General features: G+C 72.0%; 18 protein-coding genes and 1 pseudogene. 9 read left to right on the top strand and 10 right to left on the bottom strand.

Annotated elements, in window-relative coordinates; all coding sequences use genetic code 11:
- Window positions 1-67 precede the first annotated feature (67 nt).
- The 4 genes from WQO_RS22765 to WQO_RS22750 form a co-directional block, all read right to left on the bottom strand.
- Entirely contained in the window at window positions 68-1,543 is a 1,476-nt protein-coding gene (locus WQO_RS22765; protein WP_010058445.1) for a GntP family permease, read from the bottom strand.
- A gap of 163 nt (window positions 1,544-1,706) precedes the next feature.
- On the bottom strand, window positions 1,707-2,117 hold the full coding sequence (locus WQO_RS22760; protein ID WP_006127176.1) for a RidA family protein: 411 nt from the start codon (window positions 2,115-2,117) through the stop codon (window positions 1,707-1,709).
- 6 nt (window positions 2,118-2,123) lie between these two features.
- The gene (locus WQO_RS22755) at window positions 2,124-2,882 is read right to left on the bottom strand and encodes an IclR family transcriptional regulator (RefSeq protein WP_010058448.1); all 759 of its coding nucleotides are present in this window, start codon (window positions 2,880-2,882) and stop codon (window positions 2,124-2,126) included.
- Window positions 2,879-4,162: a sugar kinase gene (locus WQO_RS22750; protein ID WP_058954069.1), complete on the bottom strand. Its 1,284-nt coding sequence runs from the start codon at window positions 4,160-4,162 to the stop codon at window positions 2,879-2,881. Before WQO_RS22750 ends, WQO_RS22755 begins: the two co-directional genes overlap by 4 nt.
- A gap of 133 nt (window positions 4,163-4,295) precedes the next feature.
- On the opposite strand from WQO_RS22750, the gene WQO_RS22745 reads away from it, so the two are divergent.
- Window positions 4,296-5,618, top strand: coding sequence for a type III PLP-dependent enzyme domain-containing protein (locus WQO_RS22745; RefSeq protein ID WP_010058450.1), 1,323 nt, complete (start codon window positions 4,296-4,298; stop codon window positions 5,616-5,618).
- A gap of 48 nt (window positions 5,619-5,666) precedes the next feature.
- Window positions 5,667-7,286 carry an N-acyl-D-amino-acid deacylase family protein gene (locus WQO_RS22740; RefSeq protein WP_010058451.1) on the top strand — a complete coding sequence of 540 codons (1,620 nt, stop codon included), beginning with the start codon at window positions 5,667-5,669 and terminating at the stop codon, window positions 7,284-7,286.
- A gap of 34 nt (window positions 7,287-7,320) precedes the next feature.
- On the opposite strand, the gene WQO_RS22735 is transcribed toward WQO_RS22740, so the two are convergent.
- Window positions 7,321-8,169 carry a siderophore-interacting protein gene (locus WQO_RS22735; RefSeq protein ID WP_010058452.1) on the bottom strand — a complete coding sequence of 283 codons (849 nt, stop codon included), beginning with the start codon at window positions 8,167-8,169 and terminating at the stop codon, window positions 7,321-7,323.
- Window positions 8,170-8,259: 90 nt separating this feature from the next.
- Between WQO_RS22735 and WQO_RS22730 the strand changes: the two genes are divergently transcribed.
- Window positions 8,260-9,081, top strand: a complete 822-nt coding sequence (locus WQO_RS22730) for a TetR/AcrR family transcriptional regulator C-terminal domain-containing protein (RefSeq protein WP_010058453.1) — start codon at window positions 8,260-8,262, stop codon at window positions 9,079-9,081.
- Between the two features lie 41 nt (window positions 9,082-9,122).
- On the opposite strand, the gene WQO_RS22725 is transcribed toward WQO_RS22730, so the two are convergent.
- Window positions 9,123-9,989 (bottom strand): S1 family peptidase, encoded by an 867-nt coding sequence (locus WQO_RS22725; protein ID WP_010058454.1) that lies wholly within the window; start codon window positions 9,987-9,989, stop codon window positions 9,123-9,125.
- Between the two features lie 113 nt (window positions 9,990-10,102).
- Window positions 10,103-10,516, bottom strand: a complete 414-nt coding sequence (locus WQO_RS22720; RefSeq protein ID WP_010058456.1) for a winged helix-turn-helix transcriptional regulator — start codon at window positions 10,514-10,516, stop codon at window positions 10,103-10,105.
- A 101-nt stretch (window positions 10,517-10,617) separates the two neighbouring features.
- On the opposite strand from WQO_RS22720, the gene WQO_RS22715 reads away from it, so the two are divergent.
- Complete coding sequence (locus WQO_RS22715; RefSeq protein WP_010058457.1) at window positions 10,618-11,436, top strand: NAD(P)-dependent oxidoreductase; 819 nt, start codon at window positions 10,618-10,620, stop codon at window positions 11,434-11,436.
- A 75-nt stretch (window positions 11,437-11,511) separates the two neighbouring features.
- Here the strand turns inward: WQO_RS22715 and WQO_RS22710 are convergent, their stop codons facing one another.
- Window positions 11,512-11,841 (bottom strand): hypothetical protein, encoded by a 330-nt coding sequence (locus WQO_RS22710; RefSeq protein WP_010058458.1) that lies wholly within the window; start codon window positions 11,839-11,841, stop codon window positions 11,512-11,514.
- Window positions 11,842-12,030: 189 nt separating this feature from the next.
- Between WQO_RS22710 and WQO_RS22705 the strand changes: the two genes are divergently transcribed.
- The 3 genes from WQO_RS22705 (at window position 12,031) to WQO_RS22695 (ending at window position 14,934) form a co-directional block, all read left to right on the top strand.
- Window positions 12,031-12,843, top strand: a complete 813-nt coding sequence (locus tag WQO_RS22705) for an arylamine N-acetyltransferase family protein (RefSeq protein WP_010058459.1) — start codon at window positions 12,031-12,033, stop codon at window positions 12,841-12,843.
- Window positions 12,844-13,126: 283 nt separating this feature from the next.
- The gene (locus WQO_RS22700; RefSeq protein ID WP_010058460.1) at window positions 13,127-14,338 is read left to right on the top strand and encodes a pyridoxal phosphate-dependent aminotransferase; all 1,212 of its coding nucleotides are present in this window, start codon (window positions 13,127-13,129) and stop codon (window positions 14,336-14,338) included.
- Window positions 14,339-14,529: 191 nt separating this feature from the next.
- Complete coding sequence (locus tag WQO_RS22695) at window positions 14,530-14,934, top strand: SCO4983 family protein (RefSeq protein WP_010058461.1); 405 nt, start codon at window positions 14,530-14,532, stop codon at window positions 14,932-14,934.
- A 273-nt stretch (window positions 14,935-15,207) separates the two neighbouring features.
- Here WQO_RS22695 and WQO_RS22690 read toward each other — a convergent pair whose 3' ends face one another.
- Window positions 15,208-17,031 (bottom strand): phosphoenolpyruvate carboxykinase (GTP), encoded by a 1,824-nt coding sequence (locus tag WQO_RS22690; protein ID WP_010058462.1) that lies wholly within the window; start codon window positions 17,029-17,031, stop codon window positions 15,208-15,210.
- A gap of 225 nt (window positions 17,032-17,256) precedes the next feature.
- On the opposite strand from WQO_RS22690, the gene trhA reads away from it, so the two are divergent.
- Window positions 17,257-17,949 carry a PAQR family membrane homeostasis protein TrhA gene (trhA, locus tag WQO_RS22685; RefSeq protein ID WP_010058464.1) on the top strand — a complete coding sequence of 231 codons (693 nt, stop codon included), beginning with the start codon at window positions 17,257-17,259 and terminating at the stop codon, window positions 17,947-17,949.
- Window positions 17,950-18,019: 70 nt separating this feature from the next.
- Here trhA and WQO_RS22680 read toward each other — a convergent pair whose 3' ends face one another.
- Window positions 18,020-20,041 carry a thioredoxin domain-containing protein gene (locus tag WQO_RS22680; RefSeq protein ID WP_010058465.1) on the bottom strand — a complete coding sequence of 674 codons (2,022 nt, stop codon included), beginning with the start codon at window positions 20,039-20,041 and terminating at the stop codon, window positions 18,020-18,022.
- An 89-nt stretch (window positions 20,042-20,130) separates the two neighbouring features.
- Between WQO_RS22680 and WQO_RS22675 the strand changes: the two are divergent.
- Window positions 20,131-20,553: pseudogene (locus WQO_RS22675) on the top strand (Uma2 family endonuclease); the annotation flags it as partial.
- Between the last annotated feature and the right edge of the window lie 21 nt (window positions 20,554-20,574).

Below are 20,574 nucleotides of genomic sequence, written 5' to 3'. Positions count from 1 at the left end.
GGACGTCACGGTGTGTGCCGGTTCGCTGGACGAACGGGCAGCCAGGGGCCTCTCGTGAGGAAAGTCCCTAGATGACCAGGCTCAGCAGCGCCGCGACCACGAAGCCCGCGACCGACAGCACCGTCTCCAGGACCGTCCAGGACTTCAGGGTGTCGCGCTCGCTGATGCCGAAGTACTTCGACACCATCCAGAAGCCGCCGTCGTTCACGTGCGAGGCGAAGATCGAGCCCGCCGAGATCGCCATGATGATCAGCGCGAGGTGGGCCTGGGAGAAGTCCTGGCCCTCGACGAGCGGGACCACGATCCCGGCCGTGGTGACGATCGCGACGGTGGCGGAGCCCTGGGCGACGCGCAGGACGACCGAGATCAGCCAGGCGAGCAGGATGACGGGCAGGCCGACGTCGTTGAAGGTGTCGGCGAGCGCGTCCGCGATACCGCTGCCCTTGAGGACCGCGCCGAAGATGCCGCCCGCGCCGACCACCAGCAGGATGTTGCCGACGGGCTTGAGCGAGGACGTGGAGACGGACTCCAGGGACTTGCGGGACCAGCCGCGCCGGATGCCCAGCAGGTAGTACGCGAGGAACAGGGCGATCGTCAGGGCGACGAACGGGTTGCCGAAGAACTCGATCACCGAGCGCAGCGTGGACGGGTCCAGGGCGATCGAGGAGAACGTCGCGGCGAGGATCAGGACCAGCGGGGTGCCGATGATCGCGAGGACCGTGAGGAGCGGGACCGGCTTCTCGTGCGGGGTGACGCCCGCGGCGCGCTGCTCGGCGGCGACGGCGGCCTTGGCCTCCTCGGCGGCCTCCACCATGTCCTGCGGTACGTCGACGAAGACCCGCTTGCCGATCCAGGCGGAGTAGCCCCAGGCGGCGATGACGGACGGGATGCCGACGACGACGCCCATCAGGATGACCCAGCCGAGCGACACGTTGAAGAGCCCGGCGGCGGCCACCGGGCCGGGGTGCGGCGGCAGGAACGCGTGGGTCATCGACAGGCCCGCCAGCAGGGGCATGGCATAAAGCAGAATCGATTTGCCGGAGCGCTTGGCGGCGGCGTACACGATCGGTGCGAGGACGAAGATGCCGACGTCGAAGAAGACCGGGATGCCGAAGACGAGGCCGGTCATCCCCATGGCGAGCGGGGCACGCTTCTCACCGAAGAGGTTCAGCAGCCGGGCGCTCAACACCTCGGCCCCGCCGGAGACTTCGAGGATCGCGCCGAGCATGGTGCCGAGCCCGATGATGATCGCGACATGGCCGAGGATGCCGCCCATGCCCGATTCGATGACCGAGACGGCGGCGGATTTCTGCACGGTGCCGAAGAGTTCGGTCACCGAGAGCCCGGCGCCGAGGCCGACGGCTATGGAGACCGCGAGCAGGGCGACGAACGGCTGGAGCCTGACCTTGATGATCAGGAAGAGCAGGAGGGCGATCCCGAGCGCGGCGACGGTCAGCAGACCGGCGGTGCCGTCGATCAGGAGGAGCAGTCCACCGGTGTGCGGTGGCGCCTCGGCCGGCGCGGGGGTTGCGGCGAGCAGCATGGGGACTCCGATGGTGCTGGAGGGCAGGGGGGAGCGCGGCACGGCGCCCCCGGGGAGCGGGGCGCCGCGCCGTACGGCGTACTGCGGGAGTGGTTCTGCGTGTGGAGCAAAGAATTCAGATCAGAGGGGAGAGAGCCGGACGGTCCTGGGGGATACGGGACCGTCAGCTCAGCACCGCGAGCGCGTCGATCTCGATGAGCAGGCCCTTGGGGAGACCCACGTAGACGGTCGTGCGCGCCGAGGGGGCCTCCTTGAGGTTCTGCTCGGCGAAGTACGCGTTGTAGATCTCGTTCATCTCCGCGAAGTGGTCCACGTCCGTGAGGTAGACGCGCATCATCATCACGTCGTCCCAGCTCGCGCCGCCCTCCTCCAGGATCGCCTTGACGTTGGCGAAGGTCTGGAGGGTCTGCTCGCGCAGGGTGGGGCCGGCCGGGGTGGGGGCCTGGCCCTCGACGGCGGGGAGGAAGCCGACCTGGCCGGCGACCTGGAGGATGTTCCCCTTCTTCACGCCGTGCGAGAACTTCGCGGGCGGCGTGGTGTGGGTGGAGGGGGTGAGGGCGGTCTTCTCGGTCATGGCTGATCAGACTTTCTTGGGTCGGTTGGTGCCGGAGTACTCCCGGCTGATGGTCTCGGCGGTGCGCCGGACCAGCGGGAGCAGGGTGAGGAGTTCCTCGGCCGTGACGACCACATTGGGTGCGGACACCGACATGGCCGCGACGACCCGCCCGTCCGCGCCGCGGATGGGGGCGCCGATGCAGTTGATGGACTCCTCGTGGCCACCGAGGTCGGTGGCCCAGCCCTGTTCGCGGACGACGGCCAGCTCCTTGAGGAAGGCGGCCGCGTCGGGCGTCGAACGGGACGTGTACATGGGGTAGTCGAGCTTCTCGGCGATGACGCGCCGCTCGGGCTCGGTCAGGTCGGCCAGCAGGAGCTTGGCGACGGCCGCGACGGTGATCGCGACGGGCTTCCCGATCCGGGAGTACATCCGGACCGGGTAGCGGCTCTCGACCTTGTCGATGTAGAGGACTTCCTGCTCCTCGTACACGGCGAGGTGGACGGTGTGCCCGCACCGGTCGTTGAGCGCGACCAGGTGGGGGTGGGCGATCTCGCGTACGTCGAGGTTCTCGACGGCCTCCTGCGCGAGGGCGAACAGCCGGGCGCCGAGGCGGTAGCGCTGGTCCTCCTGGCGGTAGACGAGGCCGTGCTCGTGGAGCGTACGCAGCAGCCGCAGCGCCGTGGACTTGTGGACGCCGAGCCGCTCGGCGACCTGGCCGAGGTCGGCGGGTCCCTGGGCGAGCAGCGGCAGGATGCTCAACGCCCGGTCGACGGTCTGGCTCATGGTGTGCGTACCTCCTCGGAGGCCCGGTCGGCTGCGGTCCAGCCGGGGCCGAGACGAAGTGTCCCCCAGGCGTCGTCGTCGAGGGCGACGAGCCGGTCGGCGTGGTCACGGGCGGGCGGCTCGGTGAGGTCACCGGGGACGGTGAGGACGGCGGCGGCCATCAGATGCCCGTGCCGGGCACGGTCACGGACGGGCAGCCCGCGCAGGGTCGCGGAGAGGAACCCGGCGGCGAAGGCGTCGCCCGCACCGACGGCGGCGACGACGTCGACGCGGAGGGCGGGGACGTGGGTGACGGTGTCGGGACCTGCCGTGTCGGCATCTTCAGCCCCTTGGCCGGCGCTTCCGGCCCTTCGGGCGTCGCTTTCCGCCCCTCCCGCACTCGACGAGCGGGCTCCGGCGGCATCTTCAGCCCCTCCGCCCGCCGTGGAGCGTGCGCCCGGGGCATTTTCAGCGCCTCCGCCCGCCGTGGAGCGTGCGCCCGGGGCATTTTCAGCCCCTCCGGCGGTTGAGGAGCGGGGTCCGGGGCGGAGCCCCGAGGCGAACACCGTCGCGCCCGCACTCCCCCGCTTCACCACGAGCACGGACGGCTCGGGAACCGCCGCCCGGATCGCCTCCGCGCCCACGATCCCCCACGCCTCCTCCGCCTCGTCCTCCCCGACGAACACCAGATCGGCCCGCCGCGCCAGCTCCAGCAGCACCGACGCATCCGCGTCGCCGCCCCGCCACAGATGCGGCCGGTGGTTCACGTCGAAGGACACCAGCGGCCGCCCCGGCCGCGCGGCCGTCAGCTCGCGCAGCAGCGCCAGGCAGTCGCCGGACAACGCCGCCGTGATCCCCGAAAGATGCAGGATGCGCCCCGCGAACAGCTCCTCGTACGGCACGTTCGCCGGCGACATCGCGGACGCCGCCGATCCCGCCCGGTAGTACGCGACCTCGTGCGTGTCGGTCCCCCGGTCCGTGGCCGTACGGAAGTAGATGCCGGTCGGGCGGAAAGGATCGCGGCGGACCGCCGACGTGTCGACCCCGTACGACGCGATCGTCTCGACGAGATGGTCGCCGAACCCGTCCGCGCCGATCCGGCCGACCCAGGCCGCCCGGTGCCCGGCGGCGGCGAGCGCGCAGGCCACGTTGGACTCGGCCCCGCCGATCCCGCGCCCGAAGGAGGGCACGTCGGCGAGGCGGCCGGGCTGCGAAGGCAGGAACGTCACCATGGACTCACCGAGACAGACGACATCGGTGGTCGTGGCGGCGACGGCCGTCCCTGCTGCGGGTCCGGACACTGAGGGCTCCTCGCTGATCGGCGTGCGGGCCGGTGGTCACCATTGACCGGGCATCGGCTCGGATGTTAGACAGCGTTGAGCGATATACGCAATGGGTGTTGCATATGTTGCAACGAACTTCGAGGAGCTCCCCTTGGCAGCCGAAAGCCCCACCGACCGCACCGCGTCCTCCGCACCCTCCGCGGCATCCCTCACGGCCTCCCTCGCCGACGAGCGCGTCGACCACCGGTTCAAAGCTCTGCCGCCGGACGCGGAGGGCCTGACCGTCGGGGCGCTGGCCGCCGAGCGCCGCAACCTCTTCACCGGCGGGTTCACCACCCCCGTCCTCGCGCTCGCCGCCGAGTCGGTGGCGCACAACCTCGACCTCCTGGAGACGTACGCGGAGCGCCACGGCCTCGCGTTCGCCCCGCACGGCAAGACGTCCATGTCCCCGCAGCTCTTCGCGGACCAGCTGGAGCGCGGCGCGTGGGGCATCACGGCCGCCGTACCGCACCAGGCGCGGGTCTACCGGGCGTACGGGATCGGCCGGATCTTCCTCGCCAACGAACTGGTCGACCCGGTCGCCCTGCGCTGGCTGGCCGGCGAGATGACGGCCGACCCGTCGTTCCGCTTCGTCTGTTACGCCGACTCCGTGCGCGGCGTCGAGCTGATGGACGAGGCCCTCAGCGCCGCCGGCGCCACCCGCCCGGTCGACGTGGTCGTCGAGCTGGGCGCGGGCGAGGGCGCGCGCACCGGAGCCCGCACGGAGGCCGACTGCGTCGCGGTCGCCGACGCGGTGGCGGCGGCCGGGTCGCTGCGTCTGGTGGGCGTCGCCGGGTACGAGGGCGAGGTGCCGGACGCCGACCCCGAGCGGGTACGGGCGTGGCTGCGGCGGCTCGTCGCGCTGGCGGCCGCCTTCGACGGCGAGAAGCGGTTCGCCGGGGCCGAGGAGATCGTGATCAGCGCGGGCGGCAGCGCCTGGTTCGACGCGGTCGCGGACGTCTTCGCCGAGATCCCCGAACTGAGCCTGCCCGTGCTGAAGTTGCTGCGCTCCGGCGCGTACGTCTCGCACGACGACGGCCACTACAAGCACCTGACCCCCTTCAACCGCGTCCCCGAGGAGGGGACCCTGGAGCCCGCCTTCCGGCTCTGGGCGCAGGTCGTCTCCCGTCCGACCGGCGAGCAGGCGTTCCTGAACGCGGGCAAGCGGGACGCGGCGTACGACCTCGATCTGCCCGAGGCGCAGGTGGTCCGCTCCGGCCGGGACGGCTCGGTGCGGCCCGCCACCGGGGTCACGGTCACCGGCCTCTCCGACCAGCACACCTGGGTGCGGACGGAGGCAGGGGCCGAGCTGGAGGTGGGCGACTGGGTCGGCATGGGCCTCTCGCACCCCTGCACCAGCTTCGACAAGTGGCAGCTGATCCCGCTGGTCGAGGCGGACGGCACGGTCACGGACTACATCCGCACGTTCTTCTGAGCAGCCGCCCCTTCCCTGCCCCTGCCCTCCCGCCCCGAAAGGCCACCCATGGACCTGGTCCTGCGTGACGCGCTCGTCGTCGACGGCACCGGCGAGCCCTCCTACCGCGCCGATGTGGCCCTCGACGGCGGCCGCATAGCCGAGATCCACACCGAGGGCTCCCCCGGCCCCCGCCCCACCGCCGCCCGGACCGTGGACGCGGACGGCCTCGTGCTCGCCCCCGGCTTCATCGACATGCACGCCCACAGCGATCTGGCGCTGCTGCGCGACCCGGACCACAGCGCGAAGGCGGCGCAGGGCGTCACCCTCGAAGTGCTGGGCCAGGACGGGATGTCGTACGCCCCCGTCGACGACCGGACGCTCGCCGAGGTCCGCCGCTCCATCGCCGGCTGGAACGGCGACGGGAGCGACATCGACTTCGACTGGCGCACGGTCGGCGGCTATCTGGACCGCCTGGACCGCAACTTCGGCGGCCAGGGCATCGCGGTCAACGCCGCCTATCTGATCCCGCAGGGCACGGTCCGGATGTACGCGGTCGGCTGGGACGACCGGCCCGCCACCGACGCCGAACTGGCCCGGATGCGGGAGCTGGTGGACCAGGGCATGCGCGAGGGTGCGGTCGGCATGTCGTCCGGGCTGACCTACACGCCCGGAATGTACGCGGACGACGCCGAACTCACCGAGCTCTGCCGGGTGGTGGCCCGCCACGGCGGCTACTACTGCCCGCACCACCGCAGTTACGGAGCGGGCGCGCTCGAAGCGTACGAGGAGATGGTGCAGCTGACGCACCACGCCGGCTGCGCCCTCCATCTCGCCCACGCCACCATGAACTTCGGCGTGAACAAGGGCAAGGCGCCCGACCTGCTGGCCCTCCTGGACGGCGCGCTGGCCACCGGGGCCGACATCTCGCTCGACACCTACCCGTACACTCCCGGCTGCACCACGCTCGTTGCCATGCTGCCGAGTTGGGCGAGCGAGGGCGGGCCGGAGTCGGTCCTGACCCGGCTCGCGGACCCGGTGAGCGCGGAGAAGATCCGGCACCATCTGGAGGTGCTGGGCTCGGACGGCTGCCACGGGGTGCCGATCGAGTGGGACACCATCGAGATCTCCGGGGTGAGCGCACCGCAGCTGGGTGAGTACGTGGGCCGTACGGTCGAGGAGTCGGCACGGCTGCGGGGCGAGGAGCCCTGGGTGACCGCGCGGCAACTGCTCACCGAGGACCGGCTCGGGACGACGATCCTCCAGCATGTGGGCCACGAGGAGAACGTCCAGCAGATCATGCGCCACCCGGTGCACACCGGCGGCAGCGACGGCATCCTCCAGGGCGACAAGCCGCACCCCCGGGCGTACGGCACGTTCCCGCAGTATCTCGGCCGTTACGCACGGGAGTTGGGCATCCTCTCGCTGGAGGAGTGCGTCGCCCACCTGACCTCGCGCCCGGCCGCCCGGCTGCGGCTGGCGGACCGGGGCCTGGTGCGCGAGGGCTACCGCGCGGACCTGGTGCTGTTCGATCCGGAGACGGTGGCGGCGGGCTCGACGTTCGATGAGCCGCGCACACTGCCGGTGGGCATCCCGCACGTCCTGATCGACGGCCGGTTCGTCATCGAGGACGGCAAGCGGACGTCCGTGCTGGCGGGCAAGGCGGTCAGGGGAGCCGGGGCCGCCTGACCGCTCACGGGTGAGCCGCCCGCCGCGCGAGGCCCTACGAAGCGTCCGCCGCGCGCTCGGCCGCCCAGGCGAGGTCCTCCTCGGTGGGGGCGTCGTCCTGGGTGAGCGCGCGCCGCCAGTAGCCGCTGAACTCGACGGCGGCCTTGGGCAGTTCACGGTCCTCGACCAGATGGCGGCGCAGCGCCCGCACGGCGGACGCCTCGCCCGCCACCCAGGCCGCGTCCACCCCGTCGAGGTCCGCTCCGGCGTCCCGTACGGCGTCCACCAGCGAGCCGCCCCGGTCGCGGTGCACCCAGCGGACCTCGGCGCCCCCGGAGGCGGGCGGCAGCTCCCGTTCCTCCGCCGCGCCCGCGACCTCGGCGTACACGACGGCCCCGGTCCCGGCGGGCAGCACCTCCAGCACCGTGGCGATGGCCGGGAGCGCGGTCTCGTCCCCGGCGAGGAGCATCCGCCGGGCGGCGGGCAGCGGGCGGGCGTAGAGGGAGGACGGGCCGACCATGCCGAGGACGTCGCCCACCCGGGCGCTCGCACCCCAGCGCGCGGCGGGCCCGCCCTCGCCGTGCAGCACGAAGTCCACGGCCATCACGTTGCGTTCGCGGTCGTACGAGCGGACGGTGAAGCTGCGCATCCAGGGCCGCTCCGCCTCCGGGACCGCGAGGTACGCCTCGTACCAGCGCATGCCGTACGGGTCGTCGGCGTCCCGCTCCGGCAGTCGGGGCACGGCCTGTCCGGCGCGCGGCAGGCACAGCTTCATCTGCTGGTCCGGGCGGTCCTCCATGAGCCCGGGCAGCTCGTCGGCGGTGAAGCCGATCCTCGCCGTCCCGGGGGTGACCCGCTCGACGTCCACGACCCGTACGTACGTGACCGGCAGCGCCTGACCCATCGCAACCCGCCCCCTCTCCCGTGGAGCTTGATACCTTACGGCGTAAGGAATGACCCGCCGGACGTTACTTTACGCCGTAAGGAGTCGCAAGTGGTGGTCTTCGCCGGGCAGGGCGATCCGCGCCGTTCCCTCTCCCTCCTGTGGCGCACGGACGCCCCGCCGCCGACGCGCGGCGGCCCGGGGCCCAAGCCCCGGCTGAGCGTGGACGCGATCGTGGCGGCGGCCGTGGCGCTCGCGGACGAGGAGGGGATGGGGGCCCTGTCGATGCGCGCGGTCGGCGACCGGCTCGGGCGCACGGCGATGGCGCTCTACACCTACGTCCCCGGCAAGAGCGAGCTGCTGGACCTGATGTACGACGCCGTCCACGCCGAACTGCCCACCGCATACCCGGAGTCGGACCCGGCCGACTGGCGGGCGGCGCTCACCGCGTGGGCCGGGGAGGTCCTGGAGTTCCACGTCCGCCACCCCTGGGTCCTCCAGGTCTCGCAGGCGCGGCCGGTGCTGGGTCCGCACGAGTACGCGGGCCTGGACACGCTGGTGACCCTGTTGCGGGCGACCGGGCTCGAAGCGGGGGTGCTGCGGCGGCTGGTGGGGACCCTGTTCCCGTTCGTCCGGGGCTCGGCGCAGGCGGTGGCCGACGCGAGGCTGGCCGCCGCGGCGACCGGGAGCTCCGACGAGGAGTGGTGGGCGGCGCGTTCGGCGGCGCTGCTGGAGCTGGTCCCGGACTTCGCGGAGCGCTTCCCTGCGGTGAGCGGTCTGGAGGCGGAGGGGCCGGTGGAGCCGTATCCGGGCGAAGGGACCGAGGGCGCCGAGGCGGTGCCGTATCCGGAGCGGGAGGCGCGCGAGACGTTCCGGGTGGGGCTCGGGGTGCTGCTGGACGGGATCGAGGCGGCGCGTGTCGGCCGGACCTGACCGGGGCCGGACCCGGCCGACGCGCCTGTGCGACGGGGCGACTACGGCTTGGGCAGCCCGCAGCCCTCACGGTTGAGGTCGATCGTGCTGCCGGCCCCGATGCACGGGACCATGTTGTACGTCTGCTGGGCGTAGTTGATGCCCTCGCGGACGGTGACCTCGCCGTTCTCGTCGACCTCGCACGGGTTGTTGTCCGTGCACTCCTGGCCGCTCTCGTTACCGGTGTTGTTGACGGCGACCACCTTGCCGGTGGCGTCGTCGATCACCGGCGAGCCGGACGTACCGCCGATGGTCTGGCACTCGGGGGTGTAGCGGACCGAGTCCTTCCAGGTCCACCGGCCCTCCTTGAGCTGGTGGACGAAGCCGTCGATGTCGCAGCTGTAGGTGCGCTTCCAGTAGCCGGAGGCGACCGTGATGGCGGTGCCCGCCGTCGGGCGGGCGGTCTCCAGCTCCAGCGCCTGGATGCCGTAGCTGTCCTCGATCTGCTGGTAGGTGGAGGTCGTTTCGTAGAGCGAGAGATCGGTGTCGGTCATCGTGCCGTACGCGATCTTGCTCGCCTTCAGCGTGCCGACACCGTCGCCCGAGGCGTTGAGCAGGGTGAAGGTCCGGGAGGACGGCTGGTCGACGACGACCTCGCCGGGGCCCGGGAAGCCGGACTCCAGGCAGTGCCCGTTGGAGAGCACGAGAGCGGGGTCGGTGGGGGCGGAGTCGGGCGAACGGACGACGGAGCCCGAACAGTTGCTGAGCGCGACGGTCCCGGCGAAGGTCACGGCCTTCGCCTCGGGGACGGCCTTGGATGCGGTTTCCTGCGCCTGGGCCTGCTGTGCGGGTTCGGCTGCGACGACGGGCGCGGCACCGGCTCCCAGGAGCAGGGCAGCAAGAAACGCACCGACGAGAGGCTTGTTCATGTGGGGGGTACCTCCAGTGATGCCAAGGGCCGGAGATCTTCCGGCTTTTGACATGCGCATGTTTGCGCAGATGTCAGGCCATCACAAGGGGTCAATTCCGGCCGCGGCTACGGCTACCGCTTCCCCAGCCCTGCCACGGGCTCGGCGGCAGGCTCGACAGCAGCGCCGACAGCGGCCTCAGCACCGGACTCCTCCGCCCCCCGGTAGATGTGGTCGCGCCCCCACGCCCCCAGCGGTTCCAGCGCCGCGTTCAGCGAGAGGCCCAGCGGGGTGAGCGAATACTCCACGCGCGGCGGCACCTCGGCGTACACCTCGCGGTGCACGATGCCGTCGTCCTCCAGTTCCTTGAGATGGGAGCTGAGCACCTTCTCCGTCACCCCGGGCACGGCGCGCCGCAGCTCACCGAAGCGGCAGGTCTTCTCGTTCAGCGCCCACAGGATGAGCACCTTCCACTTGCCGCCGATCACGTCCATCGCCGCGTCGATCCCGCAGACGAACGCCCCCGGCCTCCGTACGATCCGTGTCATCGCCCGTCCACCCCTCCCCGCCTGCTCGCTATCCACGAGGTAACCACCCACTCCGTAGTGCGTACTTGTTGCCTTCGGAGCCTTCGACCAGCCTAATCGGCATGTCCGACAACGCCGTTGCCTCCGCCTCCCCCGCCCCTCTCACCCTGCTCGGCCTCGGCTCGATGGGTGCCGCCCTCGCCCGCACCTGGCTCGCCGCCGGGCACCCCCTGACCATCTGGAACCGCAGCCCCGGCCGGACCGCCGAACTCGCCGCCGCCGGAGCGCGGGTGGCCGCGACGGCGGCCGAGGCGGTGGCCGCGAGCCCGCTCGTCGTGACCTGCCTGCTGGACGACGCGTCGGTCCGCGCGACGCTGGCGGAGGCCGACCTCACGGGCAAGGACCTGGTCGACCTCACCACCTCCACCCCGGCCGAGTCGCGGACCCGCGCGGCCTGGGCGAACGAGCGCGGCGCCCGCTTCCTGGACGGCGGGATCATGGCCGTGCCGCCGATGATCGGGGTTCCGGAGGCCGGGGGTTACGTCTTCTACAGCGGCTCCCGCGAGGTCTTCGACGCCCACCGCGCGACGCTGGCCGTGCCCGTCGCCACCCGGTACGTCGGCGCCGACCCCGGGTTCGCCGCACTCCACGACGTGGCGCTGCTCAGCGCGATGACCGCCATGTTCGCCGGGGCCCGGCACGCGGCCGCGCTGGTGGCAGACTCCGGGATCGACCAGAAGGAGTTCGGCACCCTGGTCGCGGACTGGCTCACGGCGATGGCCCCGGCGACGGCGGCGTACGCGGGCGGTCCCGTGCCCGACGACCCGACCAGCGCGGCCGTGGCGGAGGCGGGGGACGCGGCGCTGCTCCGCACGGCCGAGGAGCAGGGCGTCGGCACGGCCCTGCTCCTCGCGTCGGCGGGCGCGATGGACGGCGTGTGACGGTCCGCGTCGCGGCCGGGCCGGATCGGGGCACGCGACGCCCCGGCAGGTGCTTCCGCCTCGCGCCCGTCCGGGTCAGGCTTCCGCCGCCGCGGCCTCCTTGGCGTACGTCACGGCCTGGAGCAGCGTCAGCCCGGGCTCGGCCTGCCGCAGGATCTTGATGGCCTCCACGGAGTCCGCCGGGCCCTGGTGCCCGGCGGCGTCGAGCCGCTGGCGCACCCACCGGCCGCGCAGCTCGCCGTCCGGGCGCCCGGCAGATTCCTCCGCCAGCGCGAGCGCGTGCTCCAGTCCGGGGCGCTCGGCGTCCGGGGCGGCCTCCAGCGCACTCCGCAGTGCGGCGACGACATCGGGGGCGTCACGGACGACGAGGACGGCGAGGGGCTGCGGCTTCCGGAACAGGCTCATGATCCACTGCTACCCGGGCGGGCCCGAATCTCACCGGAGTTGAGCAACATCTGAGCCGCCGGGTCCGGGTGAGCGCACCCACCCGGAGCCTTCGTCGACGGCCTCGGTCCAGCGACCGAGGCCCACCGGTCACGCACTTCGGTCCGCAGCCGGAGGCATACCCGCGCCCCGGCTGCGTACGTTCGGGGTATGACACTCGACCTCGACGCCTACTTCGCCCGCATCGGCTGGACCGGAGAGCCCCGCCCCACCCTGGAGGTGCTGCGGTCCCTGCACCGGGCCCACTTGTCCGGCATCCCCTTCGAGAACCTGGACGCCGTTCTCGGCTCCGCCCCGTCCCTGGCGCTCGACGACCTGGAGGCGAAACTCGTACGCAGCGAGCGCGGCGGGTACTGCTTCGAGCACGGCACCCTCTTCGCCGCCGTCCTGCGGCAGATCGGCTTCTCCGTGACACCGGTGACGGCCCGCGTGATGCTGGGCGCGGCGCCGGGCGACATCCGGCCGCGTTCGCACATGCTGCTGCAGGTGGACGTGGCGGGGGAGCCGCACCCGTATCTGGCGGACGTCGGCTTCGGGGCGACCGGCGCTCTGCTGGAGCCCATCGAGCTCGTGGAGGGAGCGGAGCTGTTCGACGCGCCGCGCCACCACCGGCTCGTCCACGTCGCGCACGTCGGTCCGCTGCCGACGTGGGAGCTGCAGGCGGACAAGGGCGGCGCGTGGGAGCCGCAGCACACGTTCACCCTGGAACCGTTCGAGGCGCCGGACTACGAGATGATGAACTGGCACGTCGCGACGCACCCGCGCTCGCCGTTCCGGCAGGCGGTGTACGCGCAGCGCACCCGGATCGGCTCCCACCTGGCTCTGGCCGGTCTGGACCTGGTGGAGACGGCCGACGACGGCACGGTCAAGGAGCGGCGGCTCAAGGACGGCGACGAGGCGCTGCGGGTCCTGGCGGACGACTTCGGCATCCGGCTCCCGGAGGGCACGCGCCTGCCGGAGTGACGGCACCCGGTGCTCGGAGCCGCACCCGCCTCGGAGGCTGAACAGCCCCGCCCGCCCCGCCGCTCGACGGCGGGGCGGGCCCCCGCGTGGCGCATCTCACCCGCCCCGGCCGCCCACGCCGCCTTTCCAAGCCGCGACGCCGCCCCGACCGGGAGATCCCACGGTCCGGGGCGGCGGCGGGCATGGCGATGGAAGACGGGGCGGGCCGAGGGCCCTCCCCGGAGGGAGTACGCCGGGAGCAATCCCCGCGCACCCCGTGAAACGCCGCCGTAAGCTCGCGGACATGCAGGTCATCCAGTCGACGAAGCTCGCCAACGTCTGTTACGAGATCCGGGGCCCCGTGTTGGAGGAGGCGATGCGGCTGGAAGCGGCCGGTCAGCGCATCCTCAAGCTGAACACGGGCAACCCGGCCGCGTTCGGGTTCGAGTGCCCGCCGGAGATCCTCGAGGACATCCTGCGCAACGTCGCGGGCGCGCACGGCTACGGCGACGCGAAGGGCCTGCTGTCCGCGCGCCGAGCGGTGATGCAGCACTACCAGACCAGGGGCATCGAGCTCGACGTCGAGGACATCTACCTGGGCAACGGCGTCTCCGAGCTGATCCAGATGTCGATGCAGGCGCTGCTGGACGACGGCGACGAGGTGCTCGTCCCGGCTCCCGACTATCCGCTGTGGACCGCGTCGGTCTCGCTGGCGGGCGGGACGGCCGTGCACTACCGGTGCGACGAGCAGGCCGACTGGATGCCGGACCTCGCGGACATCGAGCGGAAGATCACCGACCGCACCAAGGCCCTGGTGATCATCAACCCGAACAACCCGACCGGTGCGGTGTACGACGACGAGATGCTGCGCGGTCTCACCGAGATCGCCCGCCGGCACAACCTGATCGTCTGCTCCGACGAGATCTACGACCGGATCCTGTACGACGGCGCGACCCACACCCCGACGGCGGCCCTGGCCCCGGACCTCATGGTGCTGACCTTCAACGGGCTCTCCAAGAACTACCGGGTGGCCGGCTACCGCTCCGGCTGGATGGCCGTCTGCGGCCCGAAGGCGCACGCCACCTCGTACATCGAGGGGCTGACGATCCTCGCCAACATGCGGCTCTGCGCCAACATGCCCTCGCAGCACGCGGTGGCCACCGCGCTCGGCGGGCGGCAGTCGATCGAGGACCTGGTGCTGCCGGGCGGCCGGATCCTGGAGCAGCGGAACACGGCGTACGACCTGCTGACCTCGATCCCCGGGGTGACCTGCGTGAAGCCGAAGGGGGCGCTGTACCTCTTCCCCCGGCTCGACCCCAAGGTCTACAAGATCAAGGACGACCGGCAGATGGTGCTGGACCTGCTGCGGGCCGAGAAGATCATGGTCGTGCAGGGCACCGGGTTCAACTGGCCCGAACCCGACCACTTCCGGATCGTCACGCTGCCGACGGTCGAGGACCTCACCGACGCGGTGACCCGGATCGGCACTTTCCTGGACGGTTACGGACAGCCGTAGCCGGACGGACGGTACGGACAGCCGTAGCCGGACCGGCGGTACGGGCAGTAGTAGCCGGTCGGCGCGCCGCGGACGGTCGGCGCGCCGCGGACGGTCACGGACAGCCGTGCACCCATCACACTTCCGGATCGCAGACAACTTTAGACTCGTTCCAATGTAGGATGGTGCGACGCACCCTCGGGAGGCCATCCATGTACGAGCCGATCCGCAGCCCCTCGGTCCACACCCCGGCCGACGACGCGGACTTTCCGCACCGCAGCCGCGAGGAGGAGCTGGACATCCAGCTCGCCGGGCATCTGGCCGCCCTCCTCGCGGTCACCGACGAGCTGGGCCTGGGCACGGCGGGCGACCGCATCGCCGAGCAGGTGGCCCGGCTGCGCGGCGCCCCGCCCGCACGGCACGCGGGCCTGACCGCCGCCGCCCCCGCGGACCTCCACCGCCGCGCCCACGCCCTCGCGGGCCGCGCCCTGCTGGTGGCCGCCTCCCGCGCCGACACGACCGCCGCCATCCTCTCCGCCGAGCGGATGGACGCCCACACCGCGGCCCTCGCCGCCGCCGACACCGCCCCCTCTGGGCAGCTGGTCGGCGCCCACTGACGGCCCCGGTCCGCGCGCCTCGGAGGCGTGCGGACCGGGCGCCACGGCTCTCACCCGTCACGCACAGGGACGGCCCCCGGAACGCCGCGAAAACGGGGCGGCCCCCGGAACCGTGAGGGGGTTCCGGGGGCCGGGAGGGTGTCCTTGGTCGGGGACAGGCCCTCCGGGGCTGTCGTCGCCGACAAGCCCCGTACCGCGGCGGGTCGTTCGGCCCCACAGGTCAGGGCGGATGTCCGATGGACCCGGCCGCGGGGTCCTTGAGGGGTGCCGGGATCAGCCCAGGCGCTCGACGAGCGCGTGGTACTCGTCCCACAGCTCCTTGGGCGTGTGGTCACCGAAGGTGTTGAGGTGCTCGGGGACCAGGGAGGCCTCCTCGCGCCAGACCTTCTTGTCGACGGTGAGCAGGAAGTCGAGGTCGGCCTCGGAGAGGTCCAGGCCCTCGGTGTCCAGCGCACCCTTGGCCGGCAGGATGCCGATCGGGGACTCGACGCCCTCGGCCGTGCCCTCCAGGCGCTCCACGATCCACTTCAGGACGCGGCTGTTCTCGCCGAAGCCGGGCCACACGAACTTGCCCGCGTCGTTCTTGCGGAACCAGTTCACGTAGTAGATCTTCGGCAGCTTGGCCTGGTCCTTGTCGGCACCGACCTTGACCCAGTGGTTCATGTAGTCGCCCATGTTGTAGCCGCAGAACGGCAGCATGGCGAACGGGTCGCGGCGCAGCTCGCCGACCTTGCCCTCGGCGGCGGCGGTCTTCTCGGAGGCGACGTTGGCACCGAGGAAGACACCGTGCTGCCAGTCGAAGGACTCGGTGACCAGCGGGACGGCGGAGGCGCGGCGGCCGCCGAAGAGGATCGCGGAGATCGGCACGCCCTTGGGGTCCTCCCACTCGGGCGCGATGATCGGGCACTGTCCGGCGGGGACGGTGAAGCGGGCGTTGGGGTGGGCGGCGGGCGTGCCGGACTCGGGGGTCCAGTCGTTGCCCTTCCAGTCGGTGAGGTGCGCGGGCGCCTCCTCGGTCATGCCCTCCCACCACACGTCGCCGTCATCCGTCAGCGCCACGTTGGTGAAGACGGAGTTGCCCCACATGGTCTTCATGGCGTTGGCGTTGGTGTGCTCGCCGGTACCGGGCGCGACGCCGAAGAAGCCGGCCTCGGGGTTGATGGCGTAGAGGCGGCCGTCCTCGCCGAACCGCATCCAGGCGATGTCGTCGCCGATGGTCTCCACGGTCCAGCCGGGAATGGTCGGCTCCAGCATGGCGAGGTTCGTCTTGCCGCAGGCGGACGGGAAGGCGGCGGCGACGTACTTCGACTCACCGCGCGGCGGGGTCAGCTTGAGGATGAGCATGTGCTCGGCGAGCCAGCCCTCGTCGCGGGCCATGACGGAGGCGATGCGCAGGGCGTAGCACTTCTTGCCGAGCAGGGCGTTGCCGCCGTAGCCGGAGCCGTACGACCAGATCTCGCGGTCCTCGGGGAAGTGCGAGATGTACTTGGTGGAGTTGCAGGGCCACGGGACGTCCTGCTCGCCCTGGGCCAGGGGAGCGCCGAGCGTGTGGACGGCCTTCACGAAGAAGCCGTCGGTGCCCAGCTCGTCCAGGACGGCCTGGCCCATGCGGGTCATGGTGCGCATGGCGACGGCGACGTACGCGGAGTCGGTGATCTCGACGCCGATCGCGGAGAGCGGCGAGCCGACGGGCCCCATGCAGAAGGGCACGACGTACAGGGTGCGCCCGCGCATGGACCCGCGGAAGACGCCCTCCTCACCGGTGAAGATCTCCCGCATCTCGGCGGGGTCCTTCCAGTGGTTGGTCGGCCCCGCGTCCTTCTCCTCCTTGGAGCAGATGAACGTACGGTCCTCGACGCGGGCGACGTCGGTGGGGTCGGAGGCGGCGTAGTACGAGTTGGGCCGCTTGATCTCGTCCAGCTTGGTGAACGTGCCCTTGGCGACGAGCTCCCCGCACAGGCGCTCGTACTCGGCCTCGGAGCCGTCGCACCAGACCACCCGGTCCGGCTGGGTGATGGCTGCGATCTCGTCGACCCAGGAGATGAGCTCCTGGTGGGTGGTGGGGGCAGTGAGGGGAGCCGCGATGTCGCGCGCCACGATCGCTCCTACGTTGAGGGTGTCAGGTGTCTGTAGGCCCCGTGGGGGCTGCGACCCGGATGCTTCGTACCCTTCGAATTCCCCTGGCGCTCATCCGGTGCCGACTGCACTCATTTGATCATCCGACCGATCCGCCCATATGTCCAGGGGGCCTCACACGTGAGCATCGCCACTCATTTGCGCCCCATATCCGGTACCTACGGAGGCGTAGGTACCATGCGAGTCATGACTGACGCCGCCGCTGCCGCCGCGACCCCGGGCCCCGTCGTTCTCGACCCCACCCCCGTGAAACCGCGGATGCGCGGCTGGCTGCACGCCGGAATGTTCCCGGCGGTCCTGATCGCCGGAATCACCCTGATCGCGCTGACCGACAGCACCATGGGCCGGATCGCCTGCGGCGTCTACATCCTCAGCGCCTGCCTGCTGTTCGGTGTGAGCGCGGTCTACCACCGGGGCACCTGGGGGCCGCGCGGCGAGGCGGTGCTGCGCCGCCTGGACCACGCGAACATCTTCCTGATCATCGCGGGCACCTACACCCCGCTGACCCTGCTCCTGCTTCCCGAGTCGACGGCCCGGCCGCTGCTGTGGGCGGTCTGGGCGGCCGCGGCGGCGGGCATCGCCTTCCGGGTCTTCTGGGTCGGGGCGCCGCGCTGGCTCTACACCCCGTGCTACATCGCGATGGGCTGGGCGGCGGTCTTCTTCCTGCCCGACTTCATGCGGACGGGCGGTATCGCGGTCCTGGTCCTGGTGATCGTCGGCGGGGTGCTCTACAGCGCGGGCGGCGTGATCTACGGCATCAAGAAGCCGAACCCGTCGCCTCGCTGGTTCGGCTTCCACGAGGTCTTCCACTCGCTGACGCTGGCGGCGTTCGTCGCGCACTACGTGGGCATCTCGCTGGTGGCGTACCAGCACGGGTAGACGCCTTCGGGTGACGCAGGAGGGGCCGGCCGCACGAAGCGGCCGGCCCCTCCTGGCATGTGCCGGGTCCTCAGCCGCCCAGCTTGGCCGCCAGCTCCCCCGCATCCGTCGTCGGCGCGTCGCAGACGAAGTGGCGGCAGACGTACGCGGTCGGCTCGCCGCCCACCAGCGGCCGGTCCACCAGCAGCGGGAACTCGGCCCCCGCATCCGGCCCTTCCCCGGCGGCGACCACCGCACCCGGAGCCCGCCCCAGCAGCGCCGTACGGTGCAGCTCACCGCCGACCGGTCCCGCCACGGCGACCTCCCGGGGTCCGTCGAGCAGCGCCTCGGCCACGGCGAGCCCCCAGCCGACGAACCGGGGGACGCGCGGGCCCAGGGCCTTCACCACGCCGAGCGCGCCCTCGGCGGCAGTGCGGTGGGCCTCGGACCCGGTGTACGCGGCGTACGAGAGGAGCGCACCGGCCGCCGCCGTCCACCCCGACGGGGTGGCGCTGTCGGTCGGATCCTGCGGCCGCCGGATGAGCTGCTCGGCGTCATGGGCGGTGTCGTACAACTGGCCGCCCTCCCCCGTGAACTGCTCCAGCACGATGTCCAGCAGGAACCCGGCGAACTCCAGCCAGGCGCCCTCCCCGGTCACCGCGGCCAGCGCGAGGAACCCCTCGGCGACATCGCCGTAGTCCTCCAGCACCCCGGCGTTGTCCCCGGCGCGCCCGTCCTTGGACGTACGGGTCAGCCGGGCCACCTCGCCCAGGTGCACCCGCACGAGCAGATCGGCGGCCTCGGTGGCCCGCTCCACGAGGTCGGGCCGGTCGAAGTAGGCGCCGGTCTCGGCGAGGGCGGCGATGGCGAGCCCGTTCCAGGCGGCGACGACCTTGTCGTCCCGCCCCGGGTGCGGCCGCTCGTCACGGGCGGCCAGCAGCCGGGCCCGTACGCCGGCGACGCGCGCGGCGTCCACGGGCCCGGTGTCCCCCGGCAGCCGCAGCACCGAGGCGCCTTCCTCGAAGGTCCCTTCCTCGGTGACCCCGAAGTAGGCGGCCGCGAAGGCGGCGTCGTCCTCCCCGAGCACCTCGCGCAACTGCTCGGGCGTCCACACGTAGAACGCCCCCTCGACGTGCCTGCCCTCGGCGTCCTCGCTGTCGGCGTCCAGCGCGGAGGCGAAGCCGCCCTCGGCGGTCCGCAGCTCCCGCACCATGAAGTCGGCGGTCTTCAGGGCGATCCGACGGGCCTCGTCCGATCCGGTGGCCCGCCAGAGGTGGGCGTACACCCGGCAGAGCAGGGCGTTGTCGTAGAGCATCTTCTCGAAGTGCGGGACGATCCACTCCCGGTCCACGGAGTACCGCGCGAATCCGCCGCCGAGCTGGTCGTAGATCCCGCCGCGGGCCATCGCCGCGCAGGTGTCGGCGGCCATCTGAAGGGCCCCTTCGGCCCCGGTCCGCGCATAGTGCCGCAGCAGGAACTCCACGGCCATGGCCGGCGGGAACTTGGGCGCGCCCCCGAACCCGCCGTGCTGCTCGTCGTACTCCCGGGTCAGCCCGAGCAGGGCCTGCGCCACCTCGGACTCCCCCGGCACCCCGTCCCCACCGTGGACCAGCGACCGCCCCGCCAGATCGGCGACGATGCGCCCGGCGACCTCGGCGACCTCTTCCCTCCGGTCGGTCCAGGCGGTCGTGACCCCTTCCAGAACCTGCTGGAAGGAGGGCGATCCGTGCCGGGGCTCGGGCGGGAAGTAGGTCCCGAAGTAGAAGGGTTCGGCATCCGGCGTGAGGAAGACGGTCATCGGCCACCCACCGTGCCCGGTGGCCGCCTGCACGGCCTCCATGTACACGGCGTCGACGTCGGGCCGCTCCTCCCGGTCGACCTTCACGGGCACGAAGTGTGCGTTGAGGTAGGCGGCGGTGTCGTCGTCCTCGAAGGATTCGTGCGCCATGACGTGACACCAGTGGCAGCTGGCGTACCCCACGCTGAGCAGCACGGGCACGTCCCGCTTCCTGGCCTCCTCGAACGCCTCGGGCGACCAGGGCCACCAGTCGACCGGATTGTCGGCGTGCTGGAGGAGGTACGGGGAGGTGGTCTGCGCAAGTCGGTTGGCCATACACCCCATCCTCGCGCACCCTCCTCAGCGAGACCCGCGCGCCACGGGGCGGGGCGGGAAGGGGCAGGCGGGACCGGGTGCGCTGCCGAAGTCGGGCGGCCCGGCTCCTGGCCAACGCCCTGGACGCCGCCGCGGGCCCGGACTGGAACGCCGACACGGGCTTCGCCGTCCGCCTGCAGGACGTTCCGCTCACCAACCGCCGTCCGGACGTCATCGTCTACCGGGCGGAGACCATCGACCTCACTCCCACCCGCCGCGAGCACGTACTCCTGGTTGTCGAGGTCATGTCGCCCGGCTCGGAGACCACCGACCGGATCGTGAAGGTGGACCAGTACGCAAAGGCGGGCATCCCCTTCTACTGGCGCATTGAACAGGCCGCCACCGGTGTCCCCATCGTGTACACCTACGTCCTCGGCCCCGCCACCAAGGCCTACCGGGACGGCGACATGTTCACCGGCACGGTGAAGGCCACTGCGCCCTTCTCCAACACAGTCGGTCTTGGGGTCTTGTAAGGAACCGAGAAGTCGCCCCGC

Source organism: Streptomyces globisporus C-1027 (assembly GCF_000261345.2).
Lineage (GTDB): Bacteria > Actinomycetota > Actinomycetes > Streptomycetales > Streptomycetaceae > Streptomyces > Streptomyces pakalii.
This window is presented reverse-complemented; position numbering and strand designations above follow the sequence as displayed.